Source organism: Pseudomonas sp. MYb2 (genome assembly GCF_002979955.1).
Classification (GTDB): Bacteria; Pseudomonadota; Gammaproteobacteria; order Pseudomonadales; family Pseudomonadaceae; genus Aquipseudomonas.
The window spans coordinates 1-20,577 of sequence record NZ_PCQC01000016.1 but is presented as its reverse complement, the minus strand read 5'-3'; the positions used below and the strand labels follow the sequence as shown (position 1 = coordinate 20,577).

Below are 20,577 nucleotides of genomic sequence, written 5' to 3'. Positions count from 1 at the left end.
ACGCAAATGGGCGGATGGACAACCCGTTAGACCATAGTCCCGGTTTTGCAAAAGCTGCTCACAAAGCACCGGCAGTTGAATTACTGTTGAGACTTGGCGAATCCCACAGTCAAAACCCTGTAGGAGTGAGCCTGCTCGCGATAGCGTTTTTACATTCAACAGGTGTATCGACTGACTCGACGCCATCGCGAGCAGGCTCACTCCTACAGGGGATATGTGTTTCGTCCGCAAGACCACAATAACCATAAAAATCCGAGGTACTCCCTGTGGCCGTTGATATCGAAGATAGCCGCTCCGCACGCTTTGCCCTGCGCTGTTCAAGCTTTGCCGAACGCTGGTTCCCCGATTCCTGGGTGTTCGCCGCGCTGGCCGTGATCATCGTGGCCGTCGCCACACTGGCCATGGGCGCCAAGCCCACCGATGCCGCCATGGCGTTCGGTGACGGCTTCTGGAGTCTGATTCCGTTCACTATGCAAATGGCCTTCGTGGTGATCGGTGGCTACGTGGTCGCCAGTTCTCCGCCCGCCGTGAAGTTGATCGACCGCCTGGCACGCATTCCGAAAAACGGCCGCTCCGCCGTGGCCTGGGTGGCGCTGATCTCGATGGTCGCGTCGTTGCTCAACTGGGGCCTGTCGCTGGTGTTCGGCGGGTTGCTGGTGCGCGCCCTCGCCCGCCGCACCGACCTGAAAATGGACTACCGCGCCGCCGGTGCCGCTGCCTATCTGGGCCTTGGCGCGGTGTGGGCGCTGGGCTTGTCGTCGTCGGCTGCGCAGTTGCAGGCCAACCCCGCCAGCCTGCCACCGTCGATCCTGTCGATCACCGGAGTGATTCCGTTCACCGAAACGATTTTCCTCTGGCAGTCCGGCGTGATGCTGCTGGCGCTGATCGTGATCTCGATCATCATCGCCTACGCCACCGCCCCCGGGCCGAACTCGGCGCGCGATGCCAAGGCCTGCGGCATCGACCCGGCCTTCAACCTGCCACCGCTGCAACCGCGCACCCGTCCGGGTGAATGGCTGGAACACAGTCCACTGCTGATCATTGTGCTGGTGCTGTTGGCGGCGGGATGGCTGTTCCACGAGTTTTCGACCAAACCGGCGATCACCGCGATTTCCGGCCTCAATACCTACAACTTCCTGTTCATCATGCTCGGCGCATTGCTGCACTGGCGCCCGCGCAGTTTCCTCGATGCCGTGGCCCGCGCGGTGCCGACCACCACCGGCGTACTGATTCAATTCCCGCTGTACGGCTCGATTGCCGCCCTGATGACCACGGTCAAAGGCACTGACGCGCAAACCCTGGCGCATCACATCTCGACCTTCTTCGTCAGCATCGCCTCCCACGACACCTACGCACTGTTGATGGGCGTGTACTCGGCGATTCTCGGTTTCTTCATTCCGTCGGGCGGCGGCAAGTGGATCATCGAAGCGCCGTACGTGATGCAGGTCGCCAATGATCTGCAATATCACCTCGGCTGGGCGGTGCAGATTTATAACGCTGCAGAAGCGCTGCCGAACCTGATCAACCCGTTCTACATGCTGCCGCTGCTCGGCGTACTTGGGCTGAAGGCGCGGGACCTGATCGGATTCTCGTTCGTACAGTTGCTGGTGCACACGCCGCTGGTGCTGCTGTTGCTGTGGGCGCTGGGGACGACATTGGCGTATACGCCGCCGGTCATGCCGTAAAGCCAAGCGGGGCAAAGTCATCAAGGCCGCGCCTCGCACTATTCTCCCGAACAGCTCTGTATCGGGCTGTCCGTCGCAAATAATGGCTCAGAGCCATCATCCCGCTTTACCGCATCACACCCTCGGTAATATTCTGCGCGCCCATAAATGTTTCATTTTTTTACCAAGCGCAAAGGGAGTTCGTTGCAATGATCGTAGGGATTGACCTGGGAACCACCAACAGCCTGGTCGCCGTCTGGCGTGGTGATGCCACCGAGTTGGTGCCCAATGCCCTGGGTCAGTTCCTGACACCGAGCGTTGTCGGCCTGGATGATCAGGGTCGGATTCTGGTCGGCCAAGCCGCGCGTGAACGTCTGCACACCCATCCGCGTCTGACCGCGTCGTTGTTCAAGCGCCACATGGGCAGCGCCACGGAAGTTTATCTGGCCGACAAAGCGTTTCGCCCGGAAGAGTTGTCCGCGCTGGTGCTCAAAAGCCTGAAAGAAGACGTCGAGCGCGCGTTTGGCGAAACCGTCACCGAAGCGGTGATCAGTGTTCCGGCCTACTTCAGCGACGCCCAGCGCAAGGCCACGCGGATCGCTGGCGAGCTAGCCGGGCTGAAGGTCGAGAAGTTGATCAACGAACCGACTGCCGCCGCCCTCGCCTATGGGCTGCATCAGCGGGACAAGGAAACGTCGTTCCTGGTCTTCGACCTCGGTGGCGGCACGTTTGACGTGTCGATTCTGGAGCTGTTCGAAGGCGTGATGGAAGTCCGCGCCAGCGCTGGTGACAACTTCCTCGGCGGCGAAGACTTCGACACCGTGCTGCTTGAGCACTTCATCAGCCAGCAGCGTTCGGCCGCAGACTTCCCTGAGCGCAGCAGCGTCATCCAGCCGCTGCGTCGCGAGGCCGAGCGCGTGCGCAAGGCGCTGGGCCAGGACGACAGCGCCGAATTCCGCTTGCAACTCGGTGAGCGGCAGTGGACGCACACCATCACTCAGCAACAGCTGGCGACGCTGTACATGCCGCTGCTCGAACGCCTGCGTGCGCCGATTGAGCGGGCGCTGCGCGATGCGCGCATCCGCGTCAGCGACCTCGACGAAATTCTGTTGGTCGGCGGTACCACGCGCATGCCGCTGGTGCGCAAACTCGCTGCCGGGCTGTTCGGCCGGTTCCCGTCGATCACCCTCGACCCGGATCAGGTCGTGGCACAAGGCGCGGCCATTCAAGCAGCACTCAAAGCCCGCGCCGCCGCGCTGGAAGAAGTGGTGCTGACCGATGTCTGCTCCTACACGCTGGGCATCGAGACTTCGACGCAGGTCGGTCGCAACTATGAGAGCGGCCACTACCTGCCGATCATCGAGCGCAACAGCATCGTCCCGGTCAGTCGGGTGAAAACCGTGTACACCCTGCACGACAATCAGGAACAGGTGGTCGTGCGCATCTTTCAGGGCGAAAGCCGTCTGGTCAAAGACAACGTGGCGCTCGGCGAACTGGACATCAAGGTGCCGAAACGCAAGGCCGGCGAAGTTGCCCTCGACGTGCGCTTCACCTACGACAACAACGGCCTGCTCGAAGCCCAGGTGAAAATCCCCCTGACCGGGCAACAGCATTCGCTGGTCATCGAGAACAACCCGGGCGTGCTGTCACCCGAGGAGATCCAGCAACGCCTGGCGAACCTTGCGCAACTGAAGATTCACCCGCGCGAGCAACAGGTCAACACGCTGCTGAGTGCACGTCTGGAGCGCCTCTATCAGGAAAGCCTGGGCGATCTGCGTGATCTGATGGGCGATTGGGCCAAGCAATTCCAGATCGCCCTCGACTCTCAGGATGAGCGCCAGATCCGTGAAGTGCGCACCGACTTGAGCCGACGCCTGACCGAACTTGATCGCACCCCGTGGCAATAAGGAGCCTGGCCATGGATTGCTGGTCGGTGCTGCACCTGCACGATGACGCTGAAGCTCGCGACATCAAACGTGCCTATGCGCGCCTGCTGAAAACCTTCCGCCCCGATGAGGATGCCGAAGGTTTCCAGCGCCTGCGCGAAGCCTACGAACAAGCGCTGGCGATTGCCCGGTGGCGCGTTGAAAACGCTGAGCCTGCCGACGAAGAAGATGTCGCCGTGGCCACGGCTTCCAGCGCCTTTGCCGCACTGGCAATCGATGCTGCGCTGGCAAACAAACATAGCCAACCGCAAAACACCGCGTGGGATTTTGCCGATCTCGACTTTCCGCCCGTCAACCCGGCAGCCCCCGAGCCTTTTGCGCCGCCAGGGAAGGATGATGTTTTGCCTGTCGAGCCACTGACGGCGGCCTCGGACACAGAGGCGTATGCGCTTGAAGCGCAGGCCGCACGGCAACTGCTTGAGGGGCTGTCGCCCGAAAATCTCGACAAGCGTTGGGATCAGGCGCAACAGCAAGGCTGCGCCAAGGCCTTCGAAAGGCTGTTACTGCAGTTGTGTTTTGAACAGCCACAACTGCGCAGCCCGGTGCTGAACTGGGCCGTCGAGCAACTTGGATGGTTGGGGCCGTGGCAGGACGTGCTGATCAATGATCGCCAGCATGAGGTTCTCGCCGAGAATCTGATCGCCGACTATCGAGACAACCTGCAAGCGCTGCTCGAAAGCCAGAGCGAACGCGAATTTCTCAACGTGCTCAAACGCTACAGCGCCCAGCCGTGGCTGCAGGTATTCGATCGCCGCGAACAATGGCAGCAAACCCTGCTGCACTTGCTCAATGACAGCGAGTGGAGCGTGCCGCTGTTCGACCGCATCGGCCAACTGTTCGGCTGGGATCACAACAAAGGCCTGCACCCGCAACCGGACTGGCTCTGGGACACGTTGATCGAACGCTGCAATCAGGAAAGTTTCTACGACGATCTGCGCGCCAAGGCTGAAAGCGACCGGATGTCGGCGGCCGACGTTCAGGCGGCCCATCTGTTGATCAACCCGCTCAAGCCCCTGCAGCAAAAGAAGCTGACAGACGTCTTTGGGAGGGATGAATGGAAGGCCTGTTACGAGCTCTCGAACAAACTCAAATGGCGTTTTCCCGACCTGCTCGCCCGATTGCCCTACGCTGATGTTTTCTTCTGGCGGCGTTTCCTTCCACGTGCCATCGCCGCCGAAACCTGGGTACGGTTATGGACGGCGATTGCCTTGGCGCTGTGCCTGTTCTATCTGCCATCCCAACAAAAAACCGCCATGAACCTCGTCTTCATTCCGATGATATTTGCCTGCGTGCCGGTCTGGTTTTTTCGCATTGCACTGAGTTGGTGGGTGGTGCTCACGGCCCACGTGGTCCTGCCGGACCTGTGGCTCAGCGAGTGGCTGATTCCACGTAAATGGAACCCCTACACGCGATGGCTGGTGATACGCCACGGGGTTCCGCAGGGGGTCATGCTGCTGCTGTTTTCGCTGCTGCTCGGCCCGCTGGGGGCGCTCACTTACGTTGGCACGATGCTGATCGGGCGGGTACACAAACGCCGTATCGGTTCGCTCGATCCAGTGCTGAGCAGCCGCCGTCCTTGGCTGACCGCGCTGCACTGGGCGCATTTCAGTCCGCTGCAATTGCTGTTTCTGGTGGTGATGATTGCGATCATGGCGGCCAGCCGACTCGGTTACTCGCTCACTCAATTCATGCCTGGCTAATCCTGCAGCACCCGCAAGACCTGTCACCCAACCGTCACATGACCTTGCTAGCGTCCGCCCGAAACATACTGAAACAATTAAGCTAAACGGGCTGAACGATGAAAGACGAAACAGACGGCACTGATGCACCTGAATCAGACAACCCGACCGACACCAGTCGCCGCCGTTTCCTCGGCGGCGTTGCGGTGCTCGGTGTCGGTGCCACGCTGGCCGGGTGTGGCAGCGCCAGCGATCAACCGGGCAAACCGGTCGAGCGCCCGCTGACGCCCGCCGAGCTGGACAAGGCCCTGCGCGACCAAGTGAAAACCGTGGTGGTGATCTACGCCGAAAACCGCAGCTTCAATAACCTGTTCGGTGATTTCCCCGGTGTCGAAAAACCGCTGTCAGCGCTCAAGCCTGCCGACTATCAACAACGGGACCGCGACGGCTCGCTGCTGCAAACCCTGCCGCCCGTCTGGGGCGGCGTGCTGCAAATCGGCCCGCAAACCCTCGATGGCGTGACTTATCCCAGCGCCACGCAGTTTCAGCAAAACCTGCCCAACGCGCCCTTCGCCCTCAAAGGCCCAAACGCTGAAGACTTGCCGTTCGGTCTGGTGACCCGCGATTTGTGGCATGTGTTCTATCAGAATCAGATGCAGATCAATGGTGGCAGGAACGACGGCTTTGTCGCCTGGGCCGACTCCGGCGGTTTAACCATGGGCCACTACGCCCAGAGCCGTTATTCCCTGCGCCTGTGGGACGTCGCTCAGGAATTCGTGCTGTGCGACAACTTCTTCCAGGGCGCCTTCGGTGGCTCGTTCCTCAATCACCAGTATCTGATCAGCGCCACCGCGCCGTTCTATCCGGATGTTGCAAATTCCGTGGCCAAATCACAGATCGCCGCGCTGCAAAGCGATGATCCCGCCGATCCTCGTCTCAAGCCGCTGGACGCATCGCCGGCCAGCGCCATGACCGGCCCACCGCAGTTCGGCCCGAGCGCATTGACCCCGGATGGCTTCGGCGTCAACACCCTCGCCCCGCCCTACTGGCCAACCTGGCTTCGCGACCCTGAGCGCCCGGCGTATTCGAAAGCGGATCTGCCCAACGTCATGGTGCCGCAGACCCACGAACACATCGGCGACAAGCTGTCGAAAAACAACATCGATTGGGCTTGGTACGCCGGCGCTTGGCAGGCGACGCTGGATCAATACAAGGACTCCGGTGGCATACCAAAGATTCCTAATTTTCAGTATCACCACCAGCCGTTCAACTACTTCAAGCAGCAAGGCCCGGAAAACCCGCAAGAGCGCAATAAACGCCTGCGCGATGCCGGCCTGGGCGACGAGTCGAGCAGCAATAAATTCTTCGCCGACGCCGAGGCCGGCCAGTTGCCTGCGGTGAGTTTCTACAAACCTCAGGGTAATCTGAACATGCACGCCGGTTATGCCGACGTGGCCTCCGGGGATCGGCACATCGTCCGCGCGCTGAAAGTCCTGCGCGAGAGCCCGCAGTGGCAAAACATGGTGGTAATCGTCACGGTCGACGAGAACGGCGGCTGGTGGGATCACGTCGCGCCGCCCAAGGGTGACCGCTGGGGTCCGGGCTCACGAGTACCGGCGCTGGTAGTGTCGCCGTTTGCACGCAAGGGCACGGTGGATCACACGGTCTACGACACGGCATCGATCCTGCGCCTGATTACCCGGGTATTCCAGCTCGAAACGCTCGACGGCCTCAAGCAGCGCGATGAGGCGATGATCGCCCGAGGGCAGAAACCGATGGGTGACCTGACCAACGCCCTGCATTTTCATGCCTGAAGTCGCACCCTGTGCAGCGCTGAAAAAAACTGCCATTGACGGCTTCTCTGCGCAACACGGCTGATCCACTATGAGGCGCCCCCGACCTATGGGGAACCCACGCTGAAAAGGATCTGAGCATGTTCAAAATCGCAGGACTCACGCCCACCGCCCTGACCCTCGCCGCGCTCACACTGAGCGCGGCCGCCCACGCCGATGTCGATCTGAAACTGGGCAGCACCGAACGCGTCACCCGCCTCTTCGCCTACCCCAACAACTGCAGCGTGATCTGCTACCGCAACTGGACCCTGGAACAGACCGTCGCCCATTACCTGACCCAGAGCGTGCAGCGCGACGGTTATGCCGCAGCGAAGGTCCTGGTGAAAACCGATAACGACCAGCTCTACGCTGAAATCAGTGGCGTGCCGAAGGGCTATGACAAGCCGTTGTCGGCGTTGCTCGACGCGGGAGATCTGGCCTACACCGGCGCCAGCAAGCTCAACGCCGACGGCAAGTGGGCGTACAGCTGGTATCTGTTCCTGCCACTGGGCATGGCGCTGGAAAATCGCAAGAGTGTCGAGTTGCTGCACTTCCCGCCAGACTATTCACTGACTCAAGCGCAGGATTATCTGCGCTCCAACACCACTGATCGCTGGGCAACACTACTCACCGACAACGGTATTCCGGCTGACCAGACGCCGGCCTTCCAGACCATCATTGACATCGCCCCGATCGCCGCGCCATCCAGCGCGGGCAAGGATCTGGAAGGTGTCTACGACTACTTCAAGGACTATCAGACCACGCTGGTCAAACAGTTCAGCCAGACCGCCGCCGGCACTACCTTGCCGATGGTGGCGTTCGGTGCGCCGGTGCGAAACTGGATCAAGCAGCAATACGGGCCGACTGTGAATGTGCTGGGCCTGGCGACCATCAGTCCGAGCGAAGGCGTGAAAGTGCCGGTACTGGGTTCAAACCATCCGAGCTACATCTGGTACGCCGCTGACCCGGCAAGCTACGACGGCGATGAGACCAAGGCGGATGCAGCCGGCCTGAAGGTCATGGGCCAGGATCTGAGCGCTGCCTGCTGGCAGGCCGGCATGGGCAGCAAACCGGGGAGCGATGCCCAAACCACGCTGACCAATTGCACTCAAACCTGGCAGGTGACGCAGAAAATCAAAACCTGCGAGCTGTTCTACACCTCGATCCGCAACCTGACTGCGGAACAAGCTGCAAGCAAGTGTGCGACGCCACCAATCAAGGCGCAGTTGCAGCAACTGAAGAGCGCATTGCCCGCCACCGCCATTCCCGCCCCACACCTGTAACCGGTGATATGTCTTCCCGTGTCAGCCTTTGCTGACGCGGGAATGCGCTCATTACGCCTGTCAGATCTGACAGTAGACCGCTACTGTCGCATACACGAAAATTCGATCCACAATCCGTTGCAGGACTGACATGACGTCAGCCAAAGGAAGTCGCAGCCCCTGACGACAAGGATCGTTATGAACAGCCATGCACTCGCCAGCGATGCTCGCGATACCGAAGGCATTTACCCGTTCGCCGGCCTGCCAGTTCGCCTCGGTTTTCCATCAAGTAGCGACTTCGAAATAGTCCTCGATAACCACTGCCATGCGGTGGCCATCGCCGCGCGCCGGGATTTTCCGCGTACCGGCCGCATGTGCCGGGTTTCCGGGCAATTGCTACCCTATCGCTGCCGACAGACTCGACAGCTGCTCTCAGGCATCCACGTCTACGACCCGCGCTTTTGCGGGCTGCTGGAACACGCTTGCGACCCGAACGTATTTCTCGACATGAGCGAGCTGTGGTTGTGGGCGTTGAAAGATATCCACAGGGGCGAGCGGCTGACCATCGATTACGCCGCCACCGAAGACAAACTGCTGCAACAGTTCGCCTGTGAGTGCGGCTCGACAAAGTGTCGCGGGTGGATCACAGGTTACGACGAACCACCCAGTATCGAAGGCCTCGCCTTTCTGCAACGCTTGTGGAGCCACTAGCGTCTCGCTGATTACGGCGCGCCAACCGGGCGCAAACGATATTGCGGCGGCAATTGTTCGAAACCACTGATGGTGGTGTTCAGACTTTTCCAGCGACCATCCTTGATGCCGTAGATGCAGCCGTGAATCGACAGACTCTGCCCGCGATGCCAGGCGTTCTGGATGATGCTGGTGTGCGCGACGTTGGCCACTTGCTGGATCACGTTGAGTTCGCACATGCGATCGACCTGTTCTTCTTCGGTCGGCAGCTTGGCCAGCTCTTCGCGTTTTTCGTAGTACAGATCGCGGATCGAGCGCAGCCAGCCGTCGATCAGGCCGAACTGGCGATCCTGCATCGACGCACGCACACCACCGCAACCATAGTGTCCGGTGACGAGGATGTGTTTGACCTTGAGTACGTCGACCGCGTACTGGATCACCGACAGGCAGTTAAGGTCGGTGTGCAGCACGACGTTGGCGACGTTGCGGTGCACGAACAGATCGCCCGGCAACATGCCGACGATTTCGTTGGCCGGCACGCGGGCGTCGGAACAGCCGATCCACAGGTATTCAGGGGTTTGCTGACGCGCCAGCTTGGCGAAGAAATCCGGGTCTTCCTTGGTGATCGCGTCAGCCCAACGCTCGTTGTTATCAATCAGGTCTTGTAAGTCATGCATGCTGTAAGGCCTCAAGAAAGATGCGCTGGTATGACAGACGACCACCCGTCGGGGTCACGCCGCCACCGCAAGTGATTTCATTGGAATTCTCGTGTGCCCGGTGAGTCCACCTAAGTAAGGCCCACAGTATGAGGATTTGCCATGACTGATTCACGACGCCCTTACGATGCGGTGCAACCGGAACCCATCGATGATAACGAAGACCGCATGGGTTCGGTGCATGAGCTGGATTTCGATGAAGACGAGCCGAGCGCGAAGATCGGTGATGAGATCCCGCAGCGTGAGCGCGAGCAGTTGATGCCCAACGAGCGCGTGCGTGAGGCGGGCATGACCGGGGCTTCGGTCAGTGATCATGAGCCGACGGACGATGACCTGAGCCCGGAAACGCTGATTCATGAAGACGGTGCGCGGGATGCCGAGGAAGCGGGTCAAGGCAATCAGGCGGATTGGGATTTGAGCATTGTCGATGAGGATGACATCGGCGGTGGCAATGGACTGGATGAAGCGGAGCTGGCGCAGCGGGATCCGCTGGATGGCAACCGCTAACAGACGCGCCTTCCCGTAGGCGCTGCCGAAGGCTGCGATCTTTTGATCTTGGTCATAACATCAAAAGCAAAAGATCGCAGCCTTCGGCAGCTCCTACAGGTCATTAGTCAACCAGGGTGCAGGCCATGACCACGGCGTCTTCACGCCCGCCCACCGCCGGATAATAATCCCGGCGCCGGCCAATCTCGTTGAAGCCATAACGCTCATACAACTTGAACGCGCCCGTATTGCTGTCACGCACTTCCAGAAAACATTCCCGCGCCGAAGCCGCATATGCCCGCGACATCAGATGCTCAAGCAACGTCAGCCCCAGCCCGCGCCCCTGATTCTCGGGTTTGACGGTGATATTGAGCAGATGCGCCTCATCCAGAATGATCTGTACCACGCCGTGACCGACCTGTTGCTCACCTTCGAACATCAGCCAGATCTGATACTTGCCCAGCCCATCGAGAAAGATCCCGCGAGTCCACGGATGGCTGTAAGCGGCGTACTCGATTTTCAGCACGGTTTCCAGATCCGCCTCGGTCATCGGGCGGAACGATACAGCGTCACTCATTCGATTCTTTCCAGCGCGCCATCAGCCGACGCATGGCTTGCCACACAGCGGCCTTGCGCTGTGGCTCTTCCATTAACAATTCCAGACCGGGAATGGCCCAGGCCGAACCCAGACCTTCGATCTGCAACTCACGATTGAACGCTTCGGCGTCCGCTTCACCGGCAAAACGCACCGCCGGCAGGCCAATCAGCCACAGGCAGGCGCACGGTGCGGCTTCGATTTGCACGGAAAGGAAACCCTGCACAAAGTCACGCGCCGCTTCCGGGCCCTGATCCATGGTGCCGCGATTGAGCCACGGCCAGCGCACCGGCTCGCCGACGATTTGCGGTGCATCCGGCAGACCGGCGGCACGCAGCATGTCTTTCAGCAGCAAATACGCCGGATCGCGGCTCTGGAACGGTTCGCCTGTGGGTAACTCGACCAGCAGCAGGCAGCGGCCGGCGCGCAATAATTGCAGGGCAAAACGCGGTGGCGGCACGGGTGCAGGCTTGGCGACGACTGGCGTGTCGTCCGCCTCTTCCACCGGTTTGGCGTTGGTTCGCGTGCTCGCCAGCGACGGGCGCGGCACTTCGATCTTCGGCCGTTCGCTCGGGCGCGCAACAGGCTGCACCGGCGCTTCGGCCTGAGGCGCGGGCAGCAACGGCACCTCTACCTCCGGCTCAGGCATGTCCAGCAGCTCGGGCCGCGACGGCGCGGCGAAGGGCAATTCGGTGCGCGGCAGCCAGTTGACCACCTGCATGGCGTTCAAATAGGCGCGGCGGCGGGACTCGATAAGCAAAGGGTCGGCCACTTGTGGATAACTGAAGTGCGCTGATTCTACCGCCCTTCGCTCAAGATCGCTTGCTGTTGATCGATAGCCTTTATCTTAGAAAATGCGACAGCCCGTCCCGAGAGTGAATCGCATCCTTCATGATGCAGTACAATCGCGTCTTTTTATTGCCAACCCGCCGGGCATTCCGATGATCGAACCCAAGCGCGTCTTGCGCGCCCTCGCTGAACACTGGGCACTTCTGGAGCCTTTGTGCGAGCACTTCGACCAAGGCACATTGAGCCTCAACGAATTGCGCGCGCAACTGGCCGCCCAACAACTGGACAGCACGCCACAGGACATCACCAGCCTGCTCGACGTGTGGATTCGCCTCGATATTCTGATTCCGGTGGCGAAAAGCCCGAACCGTTTCGAGCTGAACGCGCAGATCCACGACTTCCTCGCTTACCTGCGGCGTGAACACCGCTTGGGCCTGTGCCTGGAAATCGAAGCCTATCTGCGCCACCTCGAGCGTCTGGCCGGTTACATCCAGGACGCGTTCGAGGTTCGCGACGGTCACGACCTGGCCCGCCAGTTGCGCCTGCTCGACATGCGCGTGCGCGATGTGTTGAAGAAGCTCGACAACGACGAACAGGCGCTGGTGGCCGTGGCCGAACGGGCGAAGACCAGCGACCGGCAGATTCCATTGCGTCAGCGTTACGCTGAAGTACTGGCGACGTGGGACGAATACGTCGAGCCGATGATCGATCTGGTTAACGCCGACGGCGCCTTCGAACAAGGCGTGCGCAAGGTTGAAACCGTGCTGTTGAAGATGCTTAGCGAGCAGCAGCGCCTCGGCCATCTGGTCGATGACGACATGCTGCTGCGTACCCACGCGCGCATCCTCGAAATGCAGACCAGCGCCCAGTTGACCCTGCGCCACGCCCGCGAATTGCTGCTGCCACTGCGTGAAGAAGCGCGCCGGCACAACGCCGTGACCCGTGGCGCGGCGCTCGCCTTGGCGGCGATTCGCCGTAAAGGCATCGATGCCGTGCCGCAAGCGGCGATGCCACTGTTCACCCGCCCGCAAAGTACTTTCCTCGGCAGCGCCAGTCAGGTCGAAGCCTATGTTTACGCCTTGGCGCGTTTCGAGCCAAAACCGGCGCGTTTCCCCAAGGCGCACAAAACCCAGAAAGGCGAAGCCCCACGCGCCCCGCGCACCGTGCGCGAGATGGTCGACCGTTGCGAAGAAGCCCTGCCGATGCCGGATCTGATGACCTGGCTGCTGGAACAGGAACCGGACGGCGCCACCGACGAATTGCTTTACTGGTTCTCGCGCCTGTCGCGGGAAAAACGCTTCAAGCGCGAGCGTCTGGAACGCCGCGAATACCACACTCACGAGCACCAGGTCAGCCTGCGCTCCTTCGCCCTGCTCTCGGCCAGCGATATCGCCGTCGAGAATTCCGCGAGCATCCCCAATGCATCTTGATCTTTCCGAACTGTCACAACTCGCGCCGATCTTCCGCGAGCTGTTCAAGGGTTACCACGTCAGCCGTCGCGACCCGGAGCTGTACGCGCAACTGTCGAACTTCCAGGATCAATACCGCACGCTGTTCAAGGCGTTGGGTTTTGAACTGGTCTGCGACACCCGTGGTTTCTACTACTTCGTCCCGGACATGGCCGCTGCGGCGGTGAACAAGACCGCGCAGCGTCTGGCGTTGTTCACCTTCATCCTCGTCGAACACCTGGCCGATCAGGGCCGCGACCCGATTGCCGTGCTCGATGGCGGCAGCCTCGGCCGCGAAGAGTTGCCGTCGCTGCTGGAGAAATACCGCGACCTGTTCATTCAGGCCGAAGTGCAGACCGTCGAAGAACTCGAAGAAAAGATCATGCGCCGCATGACTCAACTCGGTTTTGCCAGCGAAGAAAACGGCGTGTACCGCTTCCTGCCGCCGATGCACCGTTTCCTCGACGTGTGCCTGTCGGTGCAACAAGACCGCGACTTGGCAGCCAGCGTGCACAGCGTATTGCCGCTGCCAGCGCCGGTGCTGATCGACGAAGCCGCGGAAGCCAAATTCCTCGAAACCGACGATCCGCTCGATCTCACCGAGTTTGACGAAGAAAGCGAAGAAGACGCACTGGCCCGCGCCATTGCCGAAGAACAGGAGTCCGACGCATGAGCCAGGAACGCTACGGCATCCGCCGCTTTGCTCTTTTGAACACCGCCGGTTACAGCCTCGGCCTGTTCCCGCTGGAAGAACCGTTGTCGGTTTACGGCGCGAACAACCTCGGTAAATCGGCGTCGATCAACGCGCTGCAATTCCCGATTCTAGCGCGCATGTCGGACATGAGTTTCGGCAAATACAGCCTCGAACAATCGCGGCGCTTCTACTTCGCTTCCGACACCAGCTACATCCTTGTCGAAGTGAATCTGCCCCACGGCCCGCACGTGATCGGCGTGGTCGGTCGCGGTCCGGGCGGTGGTTTCGGTCACCAGTTCTTCGCTTACGCCGGCAAGCTCGATCTGGCGCATTACCAGAAGAACGACACCTGCCTGCGCCAGAAGGAGCTGTTCAGCAACCTTGAAAAAGAAGGCCTGAAAGCCTACGAACTCAAGCCTGACGAACTGCGCCGTTTGCTGGTGGGTGGTCACACCTCGATTCCGTTGGACTTGACGCTGATCCCGCTGCGCTCCACCAGCGAACAGAGCCTGAAGACCTTCCGCGCGCTGTTCATCAACCTGCTGCACATGCGCGAAATCACCGCGGCCAAGCTCAAGCAATTGTTCCTCGATGCCTTCGAACACAGCCTGCGCTCCGGCAGTGTCGATTACATCGCCGCGTGCGAAGAAGCCTTCCGCGACGTGCGCCGGATGGAACAGGACTACAACTCGCTGGTCGCTGCCGGCCCATTGGTTGAAGCCTTGGCCAATGGCGTGAAACAGCGCGACGTGCTGCGCGGCAAACTGCATCGCCTGTCACCGCTGCTCGACTCGTTGCTCGGCACCTGGTCGGACTACGCCAGTGCGCGCAAAGAAGAGCTGACCATTCAGGCCGACCACTACCGTGGTGAGCAGGACAGTCTGCAAAACGATCAACGCGGTGGCACCCAGGAACTGATGCGTCTGGAGCGGGAAATTTCCGGCATCCAGCGCTGGCTCGGCGAGTTGTCGGTGTTGAAGAATCGCTTCGCCCTGGTCGATGACGTCAAAGTGCTCGAGCAACAATTGCTCGCGGCCAAAGACGCGCACGATGAATTGGCCGGTGCCTTGGCGCAATCCCGCCAGTTCAGTGCCGAAGATCTGGAAGAGCGCGTACGCGATCTGGAAAAACGCCTGAAGTCGGTGAAGCAGCAACTCGATCACGCCGACAACAACAGCTACGCCCGTCTGCGCGAAGAGTTCTCGCAGCAGGACGTCGAGCGCTTGATGCGGCTGTTCAACAGCGCGCTGTTCAGCCTGCCGCTGGGCGAACACGGCATCACCCTCGACGAAGATGGCGCGTGGGTCAAATCGGTTGAGCTGATCCTCGATGGCTTCAAAGGCGAGCGTTTCGAAGTGCCGGGCCTGTCGATCGACATCTCGAATATCGAGCCGCCAGCGCTGCAAGCCTTGGCTGACCGCGCGGCATTGCGCGATCAGAAAGAGCGTCTGGAAAAAGAGCTCAAGCAACTGAAAACCCAACAGGCTGTAGCCGCCGACCGCGCCGCGAGCAAGACCCAGACCGAAGCGCTGTACCAGCAAGTGCTGGACGCGCAGAAAGCCCTGGAAGATTTCCGCCGCACGCAGACCCTGAGCGCCGAAGAAAGCGACAAGCTCGAGCAACTGGCGCAGATGGAAGGCGCGCAGGACGAACTCAAGCGTTCCAGCGATGCCTTCACCGAACGCGTCCAGCAACTGTCGGCCAAGTTGCAACTGGTCGGCCGCCAGATCGCCGACATGGAAGCCAAGCAACGTACCCTCGACGATGCGCTGCGCCGTCGTCAGCTGCTGCCAGCGGATCTGCCATTCGGTACGCCGTTCATGGATCCGGTCGACGACTCAATGGACAACCTGCTGCCGCTGCTCAACGACTATCAGGACAGCTGGCAAGGTCTGCTGCGCGCCGACGGTCAGATCGAAGCGCTGTACGCGCAGGTGCGTCTGAAAGGCGTGGCCAAGTTCGACAGCGAAGACGACATGGAGCGCCGTCTGTCCCTGCTGATCAACGCTTACGCGCACCGCACCGATGAAGCGCTGACGCTGGGCAAGGCCCGTCGTGCAGCGGTTACCGACATCGCTCGAACCCTGCGCAACATCCGCAGCGACTACGACAGCCTCGAGCACCAACTGGCGCTGTTCAACCGCGAGATCAACAAGCGTCAGGTCTCCAACCTGCAGAGCTTCCGCATCGTCCTCGCGCCGAACAAGGAAGCCCTCAAGCACATCGACCAGATCATCCACAGCGCCGGTCAGTACGAAGAAGGCGAAACCCTGTCGGTGTTCGACCTGAGCCAAAGCGCCGAGCAGGACAACAAGAACGAAGAAGCCAAGGAATATCTGGCACGGTTGGTGGCGGCAAACCACAACCAGCTCGGCCTCAAGGATTTGTTCGAACTGGCGTTCGAGATCACCAAAGTCAACGGCCAGCCGGTTATCCACACCGACATCGACGGCGCGGCGTCCAACGGCACGACCATGACCATCAAGGCGCTGACCAACATGTACTTGTTGCTGCACTTGATGGATCGCGATCAGGCCGGCCGCGTGCGTCTGCCGTACTACCTCGACGAGGCGGCGGACATCGACGAGAAGAACCAGGCCGCGCTGCTGGAAACCAGCCTGCAACTGGGCTTCGTGCCGATTCTGGCGAGCGTGAAGCCGCAGGTCTGCGCCAGTGTCGCAATCGACCTGGAAGGCGGCAGCGGCCCGGCGGGGATCTACATTGATGAGGCGGACTGGAAATACATCCGTCGCCACGATGTGGTGAAGGCGACGTTGAATGTTGAGGCAGATGAACCGGAGCTGGATGCGGTTTGATCGGCGTTAACTGAAAGGCAAAAAAAGGGCCGCGATCTGATGGGATCGCGGCCTTTTTTATGCTTGGGATTTGTGTTGATTTTGCGGGCGTTATCGCGAGCAGGTTCACTCCTACAGTTGGAATGCGTTCCCCTGTAGGAGTGATCCGGCTCGCGATGGCGCCACTTCAGACACCACAGAATTACTTACCGAGCGAAATCTTCGGCGCCCACGTCAGCCACTCATCCTCAAACTTGTCGAACAACGGGAACGTCTGCTCAGCCCGCGCCTGGCTGCCCATGCGCTCGCCGTCCGGTGTAGCGAAAGCAATCCCGCCTTGAATCGCCGTTTCCAGCGACTCGGTTCGCACCGTCAAGCCGTTGAACAAACCAATATCAAAGCCTACGCCGCTGGTGTTCCAGAAGCGGCTGCCGCTGCGCACCAACGGCGCGTATTTCGGCTCGATCAGAATGTGCACCAACACACGATCAGCGGTCTGGCCCAGCTCATAGCCCGTCACCTTACCCACGGTGATTTCGCGGTAAGTGACCGGCACACCCGGTTTCAGCGAACCCCGACGCGCCGCACTCAACACCAGACTCAGCCCCGCCTCTTGTTTGGTCACTTCCGGCGCAGCGGCCAGCGCAGTGAAGTTATTCTGCGGGCCGAGGTTCTTGGCTGCCGGCTGCACTTCGATGTACTTGCCCGTCACCAGGGTTTCCAGATTCTCTGTCTTGATCAGCCCTAACTCCGGTTTGACCACCCAGAACTGACTGCCAACCCGGGCAATCTTCTCCGGCACCTCAGTGATGCGCGCGGTGAGGATGACCGATTGCAGGTCGTCAGTCAGATCGACGCTTTCAATCTTGCCGACGTCCAGTCCCTTGAAACGAACCGGCGTGCCACTGCTGAGACCATCAGCGCGATCGACTTTGATCGTCACTACGCTGCCTTTTTTACTGGCGTCGTCATGATTGGCGAACAGACGGAAACGCGGGATGCGCTTCTGCAACGGCGCCTTGGCTTGCGGCGTTTCGAAGGCGATGCCGCCAGCCATCAAGGTTTGCAGCGACTCACTCTTGACCTGAATCCCGCCGGTCAAACCGCCGGTCAGGGTGACTCCGCTGACGTTCCAGAAACGCGTCGAAGCGTTGACCAGACTTTCGTATTCCTTCTCGATGTGCACACCGACAATGATCTGCTTGCGCGTCTTGGAGAACTGATAGCTCTGCACCGAACCGACCTTGACCTGTTTGAACAGAATCGGACTGCCGACATCGATGGAGCCGAGGGTGTCAGTGAACAACACCAGGTGCAGCCCCGGTGAACGCAGATCCAGCGGCGGCGCTTTCGGCCGCGCCTCGAATTCGCGTTTCGGTGCCGCGCCCTTGTCACCCGGGCGCACGGCAATGTAGTTACCTTTCACCAGCGCTTCCAGACCGGTGATCCCGGCAAGGGAAATCGACGGTTTGACCACCCAGAACTGCGTACCGTCAACCAGATAGTCTTCAGCCAGTGGATCGAGGGTCAGTTCGGCTGTAGCGCTGTTCAGATCCGGATCGACCTTCAGCGCTTTGAGGTTGCCGACCTGAATGCCTTTGTACATCACCGGCGTACGGCCAGCCTGCAGGCCTTCGAAGTCGCTGAGTTTGACCTTCACACGAATCCCGGCAGCGGCGGCGTCGAAGTCCTCATAGAGTCGGAACGGCAGGCTTGGATCGGTCGGCGGACTGTCCTTGCGATTTTCCGGCGTGGCGAAAGCGATACCGCCGGCGACGATGCTGGCCAGTGACTCACTGCGTACTTTTACGCCGGACAGGTTGGCATCGATGCTGATGCCGCTGGCGTTCCAGAAACGCGTGTGTTTACGCACCAGTTTGGCGTAGGTCGGCTCGATGAAGACTTTGAGTTCGACAGTGCTCTGGTCTTCGGAAAGCAGATAGCTTTTGACCTGGCCGACTTTGATCTGTTTGTAGAACACCGGACTGCCACGGTTCAACGAGCCAAGACGATCAGCCTTGATGGTCAGGTGCAGACCGGGCTTGGCATCGGACAGCGGCGGTTCTTCGGCCAACGCTTTGAACTTGCGGATCGGCTCGCCTTCGCCGGGGCTGATGGCGACGTAGTTGCCCGACACCAAGGTCTCCAGCCCAGTGATACCGGCCAAGGTCACGCTCGGCTTGACCAGCCAGAAGCGCGTGCTGGTCTTGAGGTATTGCTCAACGTCCTTGTTCATCTCGACGGTGGCGATCACACCTTTTGAGTTGCCTTCATCGTCGAGCTTGAGCGTCTTGACCTTACCGACCGGCATGCCTTTGTACATGACCTCGGTCTTGTTGGCCTGGATGCCTTCGCCGCTTTCAAAGCGGATCTGAATCTCGATACCGGTTTCGGAATAGGCACGCCAACCGAGCCAGCCACCGATGATCAGCGCGATCAGAGGCAGGACCCAGATGGCAGACCAGTTCGAAGCCGGTCGGGTTTTCGCTACGGGCAAATCAGTCATGGTCGTCGTCCGACTCCGTGTTATCCCAAATCAGTCGGGGATCGAAAGTTACTGCGGCGAGCATCGTCAGGATCACCACACTGGCGAAGGCGATGGCGCCAAGATTGGCTTCGACACTGGCAAGCCGGCCGAAGTTGACGACCGCCACCAGAATGGCGATCACAAAAATATCGAGCATCGACCAGCGGCCAATGAACTCGATGAAACGGTACATCCAGATGCGCTGACGAGCGGACAACGGCTGACGTCGTTGCACTGAAAACAGCAGCAGCGCGATACCGACCAATTTGAAGGTCGGCACCAGAATACTGGCAATAAACACCACCGCAGCAATCGGAATCATGCCGTGCTGCACCAACTGGATCACGCCGGACATGATGGTGCTCGGATCACCCTGCCCCAAAGAACTGACAGTCATGATCGGCAAGACATTGGCCGGAATATAGATAATCGCGGCCGTAATCAGCAGCGCCCAGGTGCGTACTAGACTGTTCGGACGGCGAGCGTGAACCAGCGCACCGCAGCGGGTGCAGGTTTGCTCCTCGGTGTCCGCTTCCTGCCTGTTCAACTCGTGGCATTCGGTACAGACCAGAATGCTCGCATCAATCGCCCGCATGAGCGTCCTCTCCTGATAACGCCTGCCAGATCTGATGCGGTGACATCACCACTTCCAGCCAGACCTGCACCAATAACAAACCGATGAAGCACGCTAACCCCAAGCCTGCGGTGATGGCCGCCATGTCAGCCAGTTTGACGATCGCCACCAAAACGCCCATGAGGTAAACCTCCAGCATTCCCCAGTCTTTGAGGTGGTGGTAGATACGGTAAAGCAGCAAACCGTAGCTGCGCCCGACGTTGAAGCGAATCGTCAGCAAAACGAACAACTGGCACAGCAACTTGAGCAGCGGAATGGCCATGCTGCACAGGAATACGACAATCGAAACGCCTTGCATGTCGGTGTTGAACAAACCGAGTACGCCGCTCCACACCGTATCCTCAGACGATTGCCCGAGGATATTGAGTTGCATGATGGGTAAAAAGTTTGCCGGGATGTACAACAGCAATGCTGCGATCACCAAGGCAAGGCTGCGCTGCACCACGTTATGGCGATGGGCGTACAACTCATAACCGCAGCGTGGGCAGAGGGCTTTCTCGCCGTGGGCAAGTTTCGGCTTGCGCATCAGCAGGTCGCACTCGTGACAGGCCACCAGGTCTTCCAGCGGTAAATCTGACAGCCCTGGGGCGTCAACCGATTCTGACATAAAGGCTCTGGCTCCGAATAAGGTGGGGCTATTCTAGTGTTCTGATTCGAAAATAACTGTGCAAATTTGTTCGCCGTCGCAAGCAAAACTTTTTCGCGGGCAAAACAAAACCCCAACTGCTTTCGCAATTGGGGTTTCGGAATTTAATCTTGACGATGACCTACTCTCACATGGGGAAACCCCACACTACCATCGGCGATGCATCGTTTCACT

The 20,577-nt window shown here is 60.0% G+C and carries 16 protein-coding genes; 10 read left to right on the top strand and 6 right to left on the bottom strand.

What is annotated here, in order from left to right; all coding sequences use genetic code 11:
* Positions 1-266 precede the first annotated feature (266 nt).
* The 6 genes from CQ009_RS22460 to CQ009_RS22435 all read left to right on the top strand — a co-directional run bounded on the left by CQ009_RS22460 (position 267) and on the right by CQ009_RS22435 (position 9,094).
* Positions 267-1,685 (top strand): short-chain fatty acid transporter, encoded by a 1,419-nt coding sequence (locus CQ009_RS22460; RefSeq protein ID WP_105708761.1) that lies wholly within the window; start codon positions 267-269, stop codon positions 1,683-1,685.
* A gap of 188 nt (positions 1,686-1,873) precedes the next feature.
* Positions 1,874-3,571 carry a molecular chaperone HscC gene (locus CQ009_RS22455; RefSeq protein ID WP_105708760.1) on the top strand — a complete coding sequence of 566 codons (1,698 nt, stop codon included), beginning with the start codon at positions 1,874-1,876 and terminating at the stop codon, positions 3,569-3,571.
* A gap of 11 nt (positions 3,572-3,582) precedes the next feature.
* Positions 3,583-5,310, top strand: a complete 1,728-nt coding sequence (locus CQ009_RS22450; protein ID WP_105708759.1) for a J domain-containing protein — start codon at positions 3,583-3,585, stop codon at positions 5,308-5,310.
* A gap of 98 nt (positions 5,311-5,408) precedes the next feature.
* Complete coding sequence (acpA, locus tag CQ009_RS22445; protein ID WP_064387663.1) at positions 5,409-7,103, top strand: acid phosphatase; 1,695 nt, start codon at positions 5,409-5,411, stop codon at positions 7,101-7,103.
* 119 nt (positions 7,104-7,222) lie between these two features.
* Entirely contained in the window at positions 7,223-8,404 is a 1,182-nt protein-coding gene (locus CQ009_RS22440; protein WP_064387664.1) for a hypothetical protein, read from the top strand.
* A 177-nt stretch (positions 8,405-8,581) separates the two neighbouring features.
* Positions 8,582-9,094 (top strand): SET domain-containing protein-lysine N-methyltransferase, encoded by a 513-nt coding sequence (locus CQ009_RS22435; RefSeq protein ID WP_105708758.1) that lies wholly within the window; start codon positions 8,582-8,584, stop codon positions 9,092-9,094.
* 11 nt (positions 9,095-9,105) lie between these two features.
* Here the strand turns inward: CQ009_RS22435 and can are convergent, their stop codons facing one another.
* Entirely contained in the window at positions 9,106-9,750 is a 645-nt protein-coding gene (gene can / locus CQ009_RS22430; protein WP_053123831.1) for a carbonate dehydratase, read from the bottom strand.
* Positions 9,751-9,891: 141 nt separating this feature from the next.
* On the opposite strand from can, the gene CQ009_RS22425 reads away from it, so the two are divergent.
* A complete protein-coding gene (locus CQ009_RS22425) occupies positions 9,892-10,296 on the top strand; it encodes a hypothetical protein (RefSeq protein ID WP_064387666.1) in 405 nt (134 codons plus the stop codon).
* A 103-nt stretch (positions 10,297-10,399) separates the two neighbouring features.
* Here the strand turns inward: CQ009_RS22425 and rimI are convergent, their stop codons facing one another.
* Together rimI and CQ009_RS22415 are read right to left on the bottom strand one after the other, a co-directional pair.
* Positions 10,400-10,852, bottom strand: a complete 453-nt coding sequence (gene rimI / locus CQ009_RS22420) for a ribosomal protein S18-alanine N-acetyltransferase (protein ID WP_007912963.1) — start codon at positions 10,850-10,852, stop codon at positions 10,400-10,402.
* Positions 10,845-11,591, bottom strand: coding sequence for a hypothetical protein (locus tag CQ009_RS22415; protein WP_064387667.1), 747 nt, complete (start codon positions 11,589-11,591; stop codon positions 10,845-10,847). The genes rimI and CQ009_RS22415 overlap by 8 nt, the downstream gene beginning before the upstream one ends.
* A gap of 220 nt (positions 11,592-11,811) precedes the next feature.
* On the opposite strand from CQ009_RS22415, the gene mksB reads away from it, so the two are divergent.
* From mksB to mksF, 3 genes are read left to right on the top strand one after another with little or no spacing between them, the layout of a single operon-like run.
* Positions 11,812-13,089 carry an Mks condensin complex protein MksB gene (mksB, locus tag CQ009_RS22410; protein WP_163024100.1) on the top strand — a complete coding sequence of 426 codons (1,278 nt, stop codon included), beginning with the start codon at positions 11,812-11,814 and terminating at the stop codon, positions 13,087-13,089.
* Positions 13,079-13,780, top strand: coding sequence for an Mks condensin complex protein MksE (gene mksE / locus CQ009_RS22405; protein WP_016983587.1), 702 nt, complete (start codon positions 13,079-13,081; stop codon positions 13,778-13,780). The genes mksB and mksE overlap by 11 nt, the downstream gene beginning before the upstream one ends.
* Complete coding sequence (mksF, locus tag CQ009_RS22400) at positions 13,777-16,617, top strand: Mks condensin complex protein MksF (RefSeq protein ID WP_105708756.1); 2,841 nt, start codon at positions 13,777-13,779, stop codon at positions 16,615-16,617. Before mksE ends, mksF begins: the two co-directional genes overlap by 4 nt.
* Before the next feature lie 181 nt (positions 16,618-16,798).
* On the opposite strand, the gene CQ009_RS22395 is transcribed toward mksF, so the two are convergent.
* The 3 genes from CQ009_RS22395 to CQ009_RS22385 are packed head-to-tail and all read right to left on the bottom strand — an operon-like array spanning position 16,799 to position 20,364.
* Positions 16,799-19,102, bottom strand: a complete 2,304-nt coding sequence (locus CQ009_RS22395) for an intermembrane transport protein PqiB (RefSeq protein WP_105708755.1) — start codon at positions 19,100-19,102, stop codon at positions 16,799-16,801.
* Positions 19,095-19,718 carry a paraquat-inducible protein A gene (locus CQ009_RS22390; RefSeq protein ID WP_105708754.1) on the bottom strand — a complete coding sequence of 208 codons (624 nt, stop codon included), beginning with the start codon at positions 19,716-19,718 and terminating at the stop codon, positions 19,095-19,097. Before CQ009_RS22390 ends, CQ009_RS22395 begins: the two co-directional genes overlap by 8 nt.
* On the bottom strand, positions 19,705-20,364 hold the full coding sequence (locus tag CQ009_RS22385; protein WP_064387672.1) for a paraquat-inducible protein A: 660 nt from the start codon (positions 20,362-20,364) through the stop codon (positions 19,705-19,707). The genes CQ009_RS22390 and CQ009_RS22385 overlap by 14 nt, the downstream gene beginning before the upstream one ends.
* Positions 20,365-20,577: the final 213 nt, after the last annotated feature.

Coding starts and splice junctions, on each gene's coding strand:
- CQ009_RS22455 (WP_105708760.1), top strand. CDS start 1,874: ATGATCGTAGGGATTGACCTGGGAACCACCAACAGCCTGGTCGCCGTC.
- CQ009_RS22450 (WP_105708759.1), top strand. CDS start 3,583: ATGGATTGCTGGTCGGTGCTGCACCTGCACGATGACGCTGAAGCTCGC.
- acpA (WP_064387663.1), top strand. CDS start 5,409: ATGAAAGACGAAACAGACGGCACTGATGCACCTGAATCAGACAACCCG.
- CQ009_RS22440 (WP_064387664.1), top strand. CDS start 7,223: ATGTTCAAAATCGCAGGACTCACGCCCACCGCCCTGACCCTCGCCGCG.
- CQ009_RS22435 (WP_105708758.1), top strand. CDS start 8,582: ATGAACAGCCATGCACTCGCCAGCGATGCTCGCGATACCGAAGGCATT.
- can (WP_053123831.1), bottom strand. CDS start 9,750: ATGCATGACTTACAAGACCTGATTGATAACAACGAGCGTTGGGCTGAC.
- CQ009_RS22425 (WP_064387666.1), top strand. CDS start 9,892: ATGACTGATTCACGACGCCCTTACGATGCGGTGCAACCGGAACCCATC.
- rimI (WP_007912963.1), bottom strand. CDS start 10,852: ATGAGTGACGCTGTATCGTTCCGCCCGATGACCGAGGCGGATCTGGAA.
- CQ009_RS22415 (WP_064387667.1), bottom strand. CDS start 11,591: ATGCAGGTGGTCAACTGGCTGCCGCGCACCGAATTGCCCTTCGCCGCG.
- mksB (WP_163024100.1), top strand. CDS start 11,812: ATGATCGAACCCAAGCGCGTCTTGCGCGCCCTCGCTGAACACTGGGCA.
- mksE (WP_016983587.1), top strand. CDS start 13,079: ATGCATCTTGATCTTTCCGAACTGTCACAACTCGCGCCGATCTTCCGC.
- mksF (WP_105708756.1), top strand. CDS start 13,777: ATGAGCCAGGAACGCTACGGCATCCGCCGCTTTGCTCTTTTGAACACC.
- CQ009_RS22395 (WP_105708755.1), bottom strand. CDS start 19,102: ATGACTGATTTGCCCGTAGCGAAAACCCGACCGGCTTCGAACTGGTCT.
- CQ009_RS22390 (WP_105708754.1), bottom strand. CDS start 19,718: ATGCGGGCGATTGATGCGAGCATTCTGGTCTGTACCGAATGCCACGAG.
- CQ009_RS22385 (WP_064387672.1), bottom strand. CDS start 20,364: ATGTCAGAATCGGTTGACGCCCCAGGGCTGTCAGATTTACCGCTGGAA.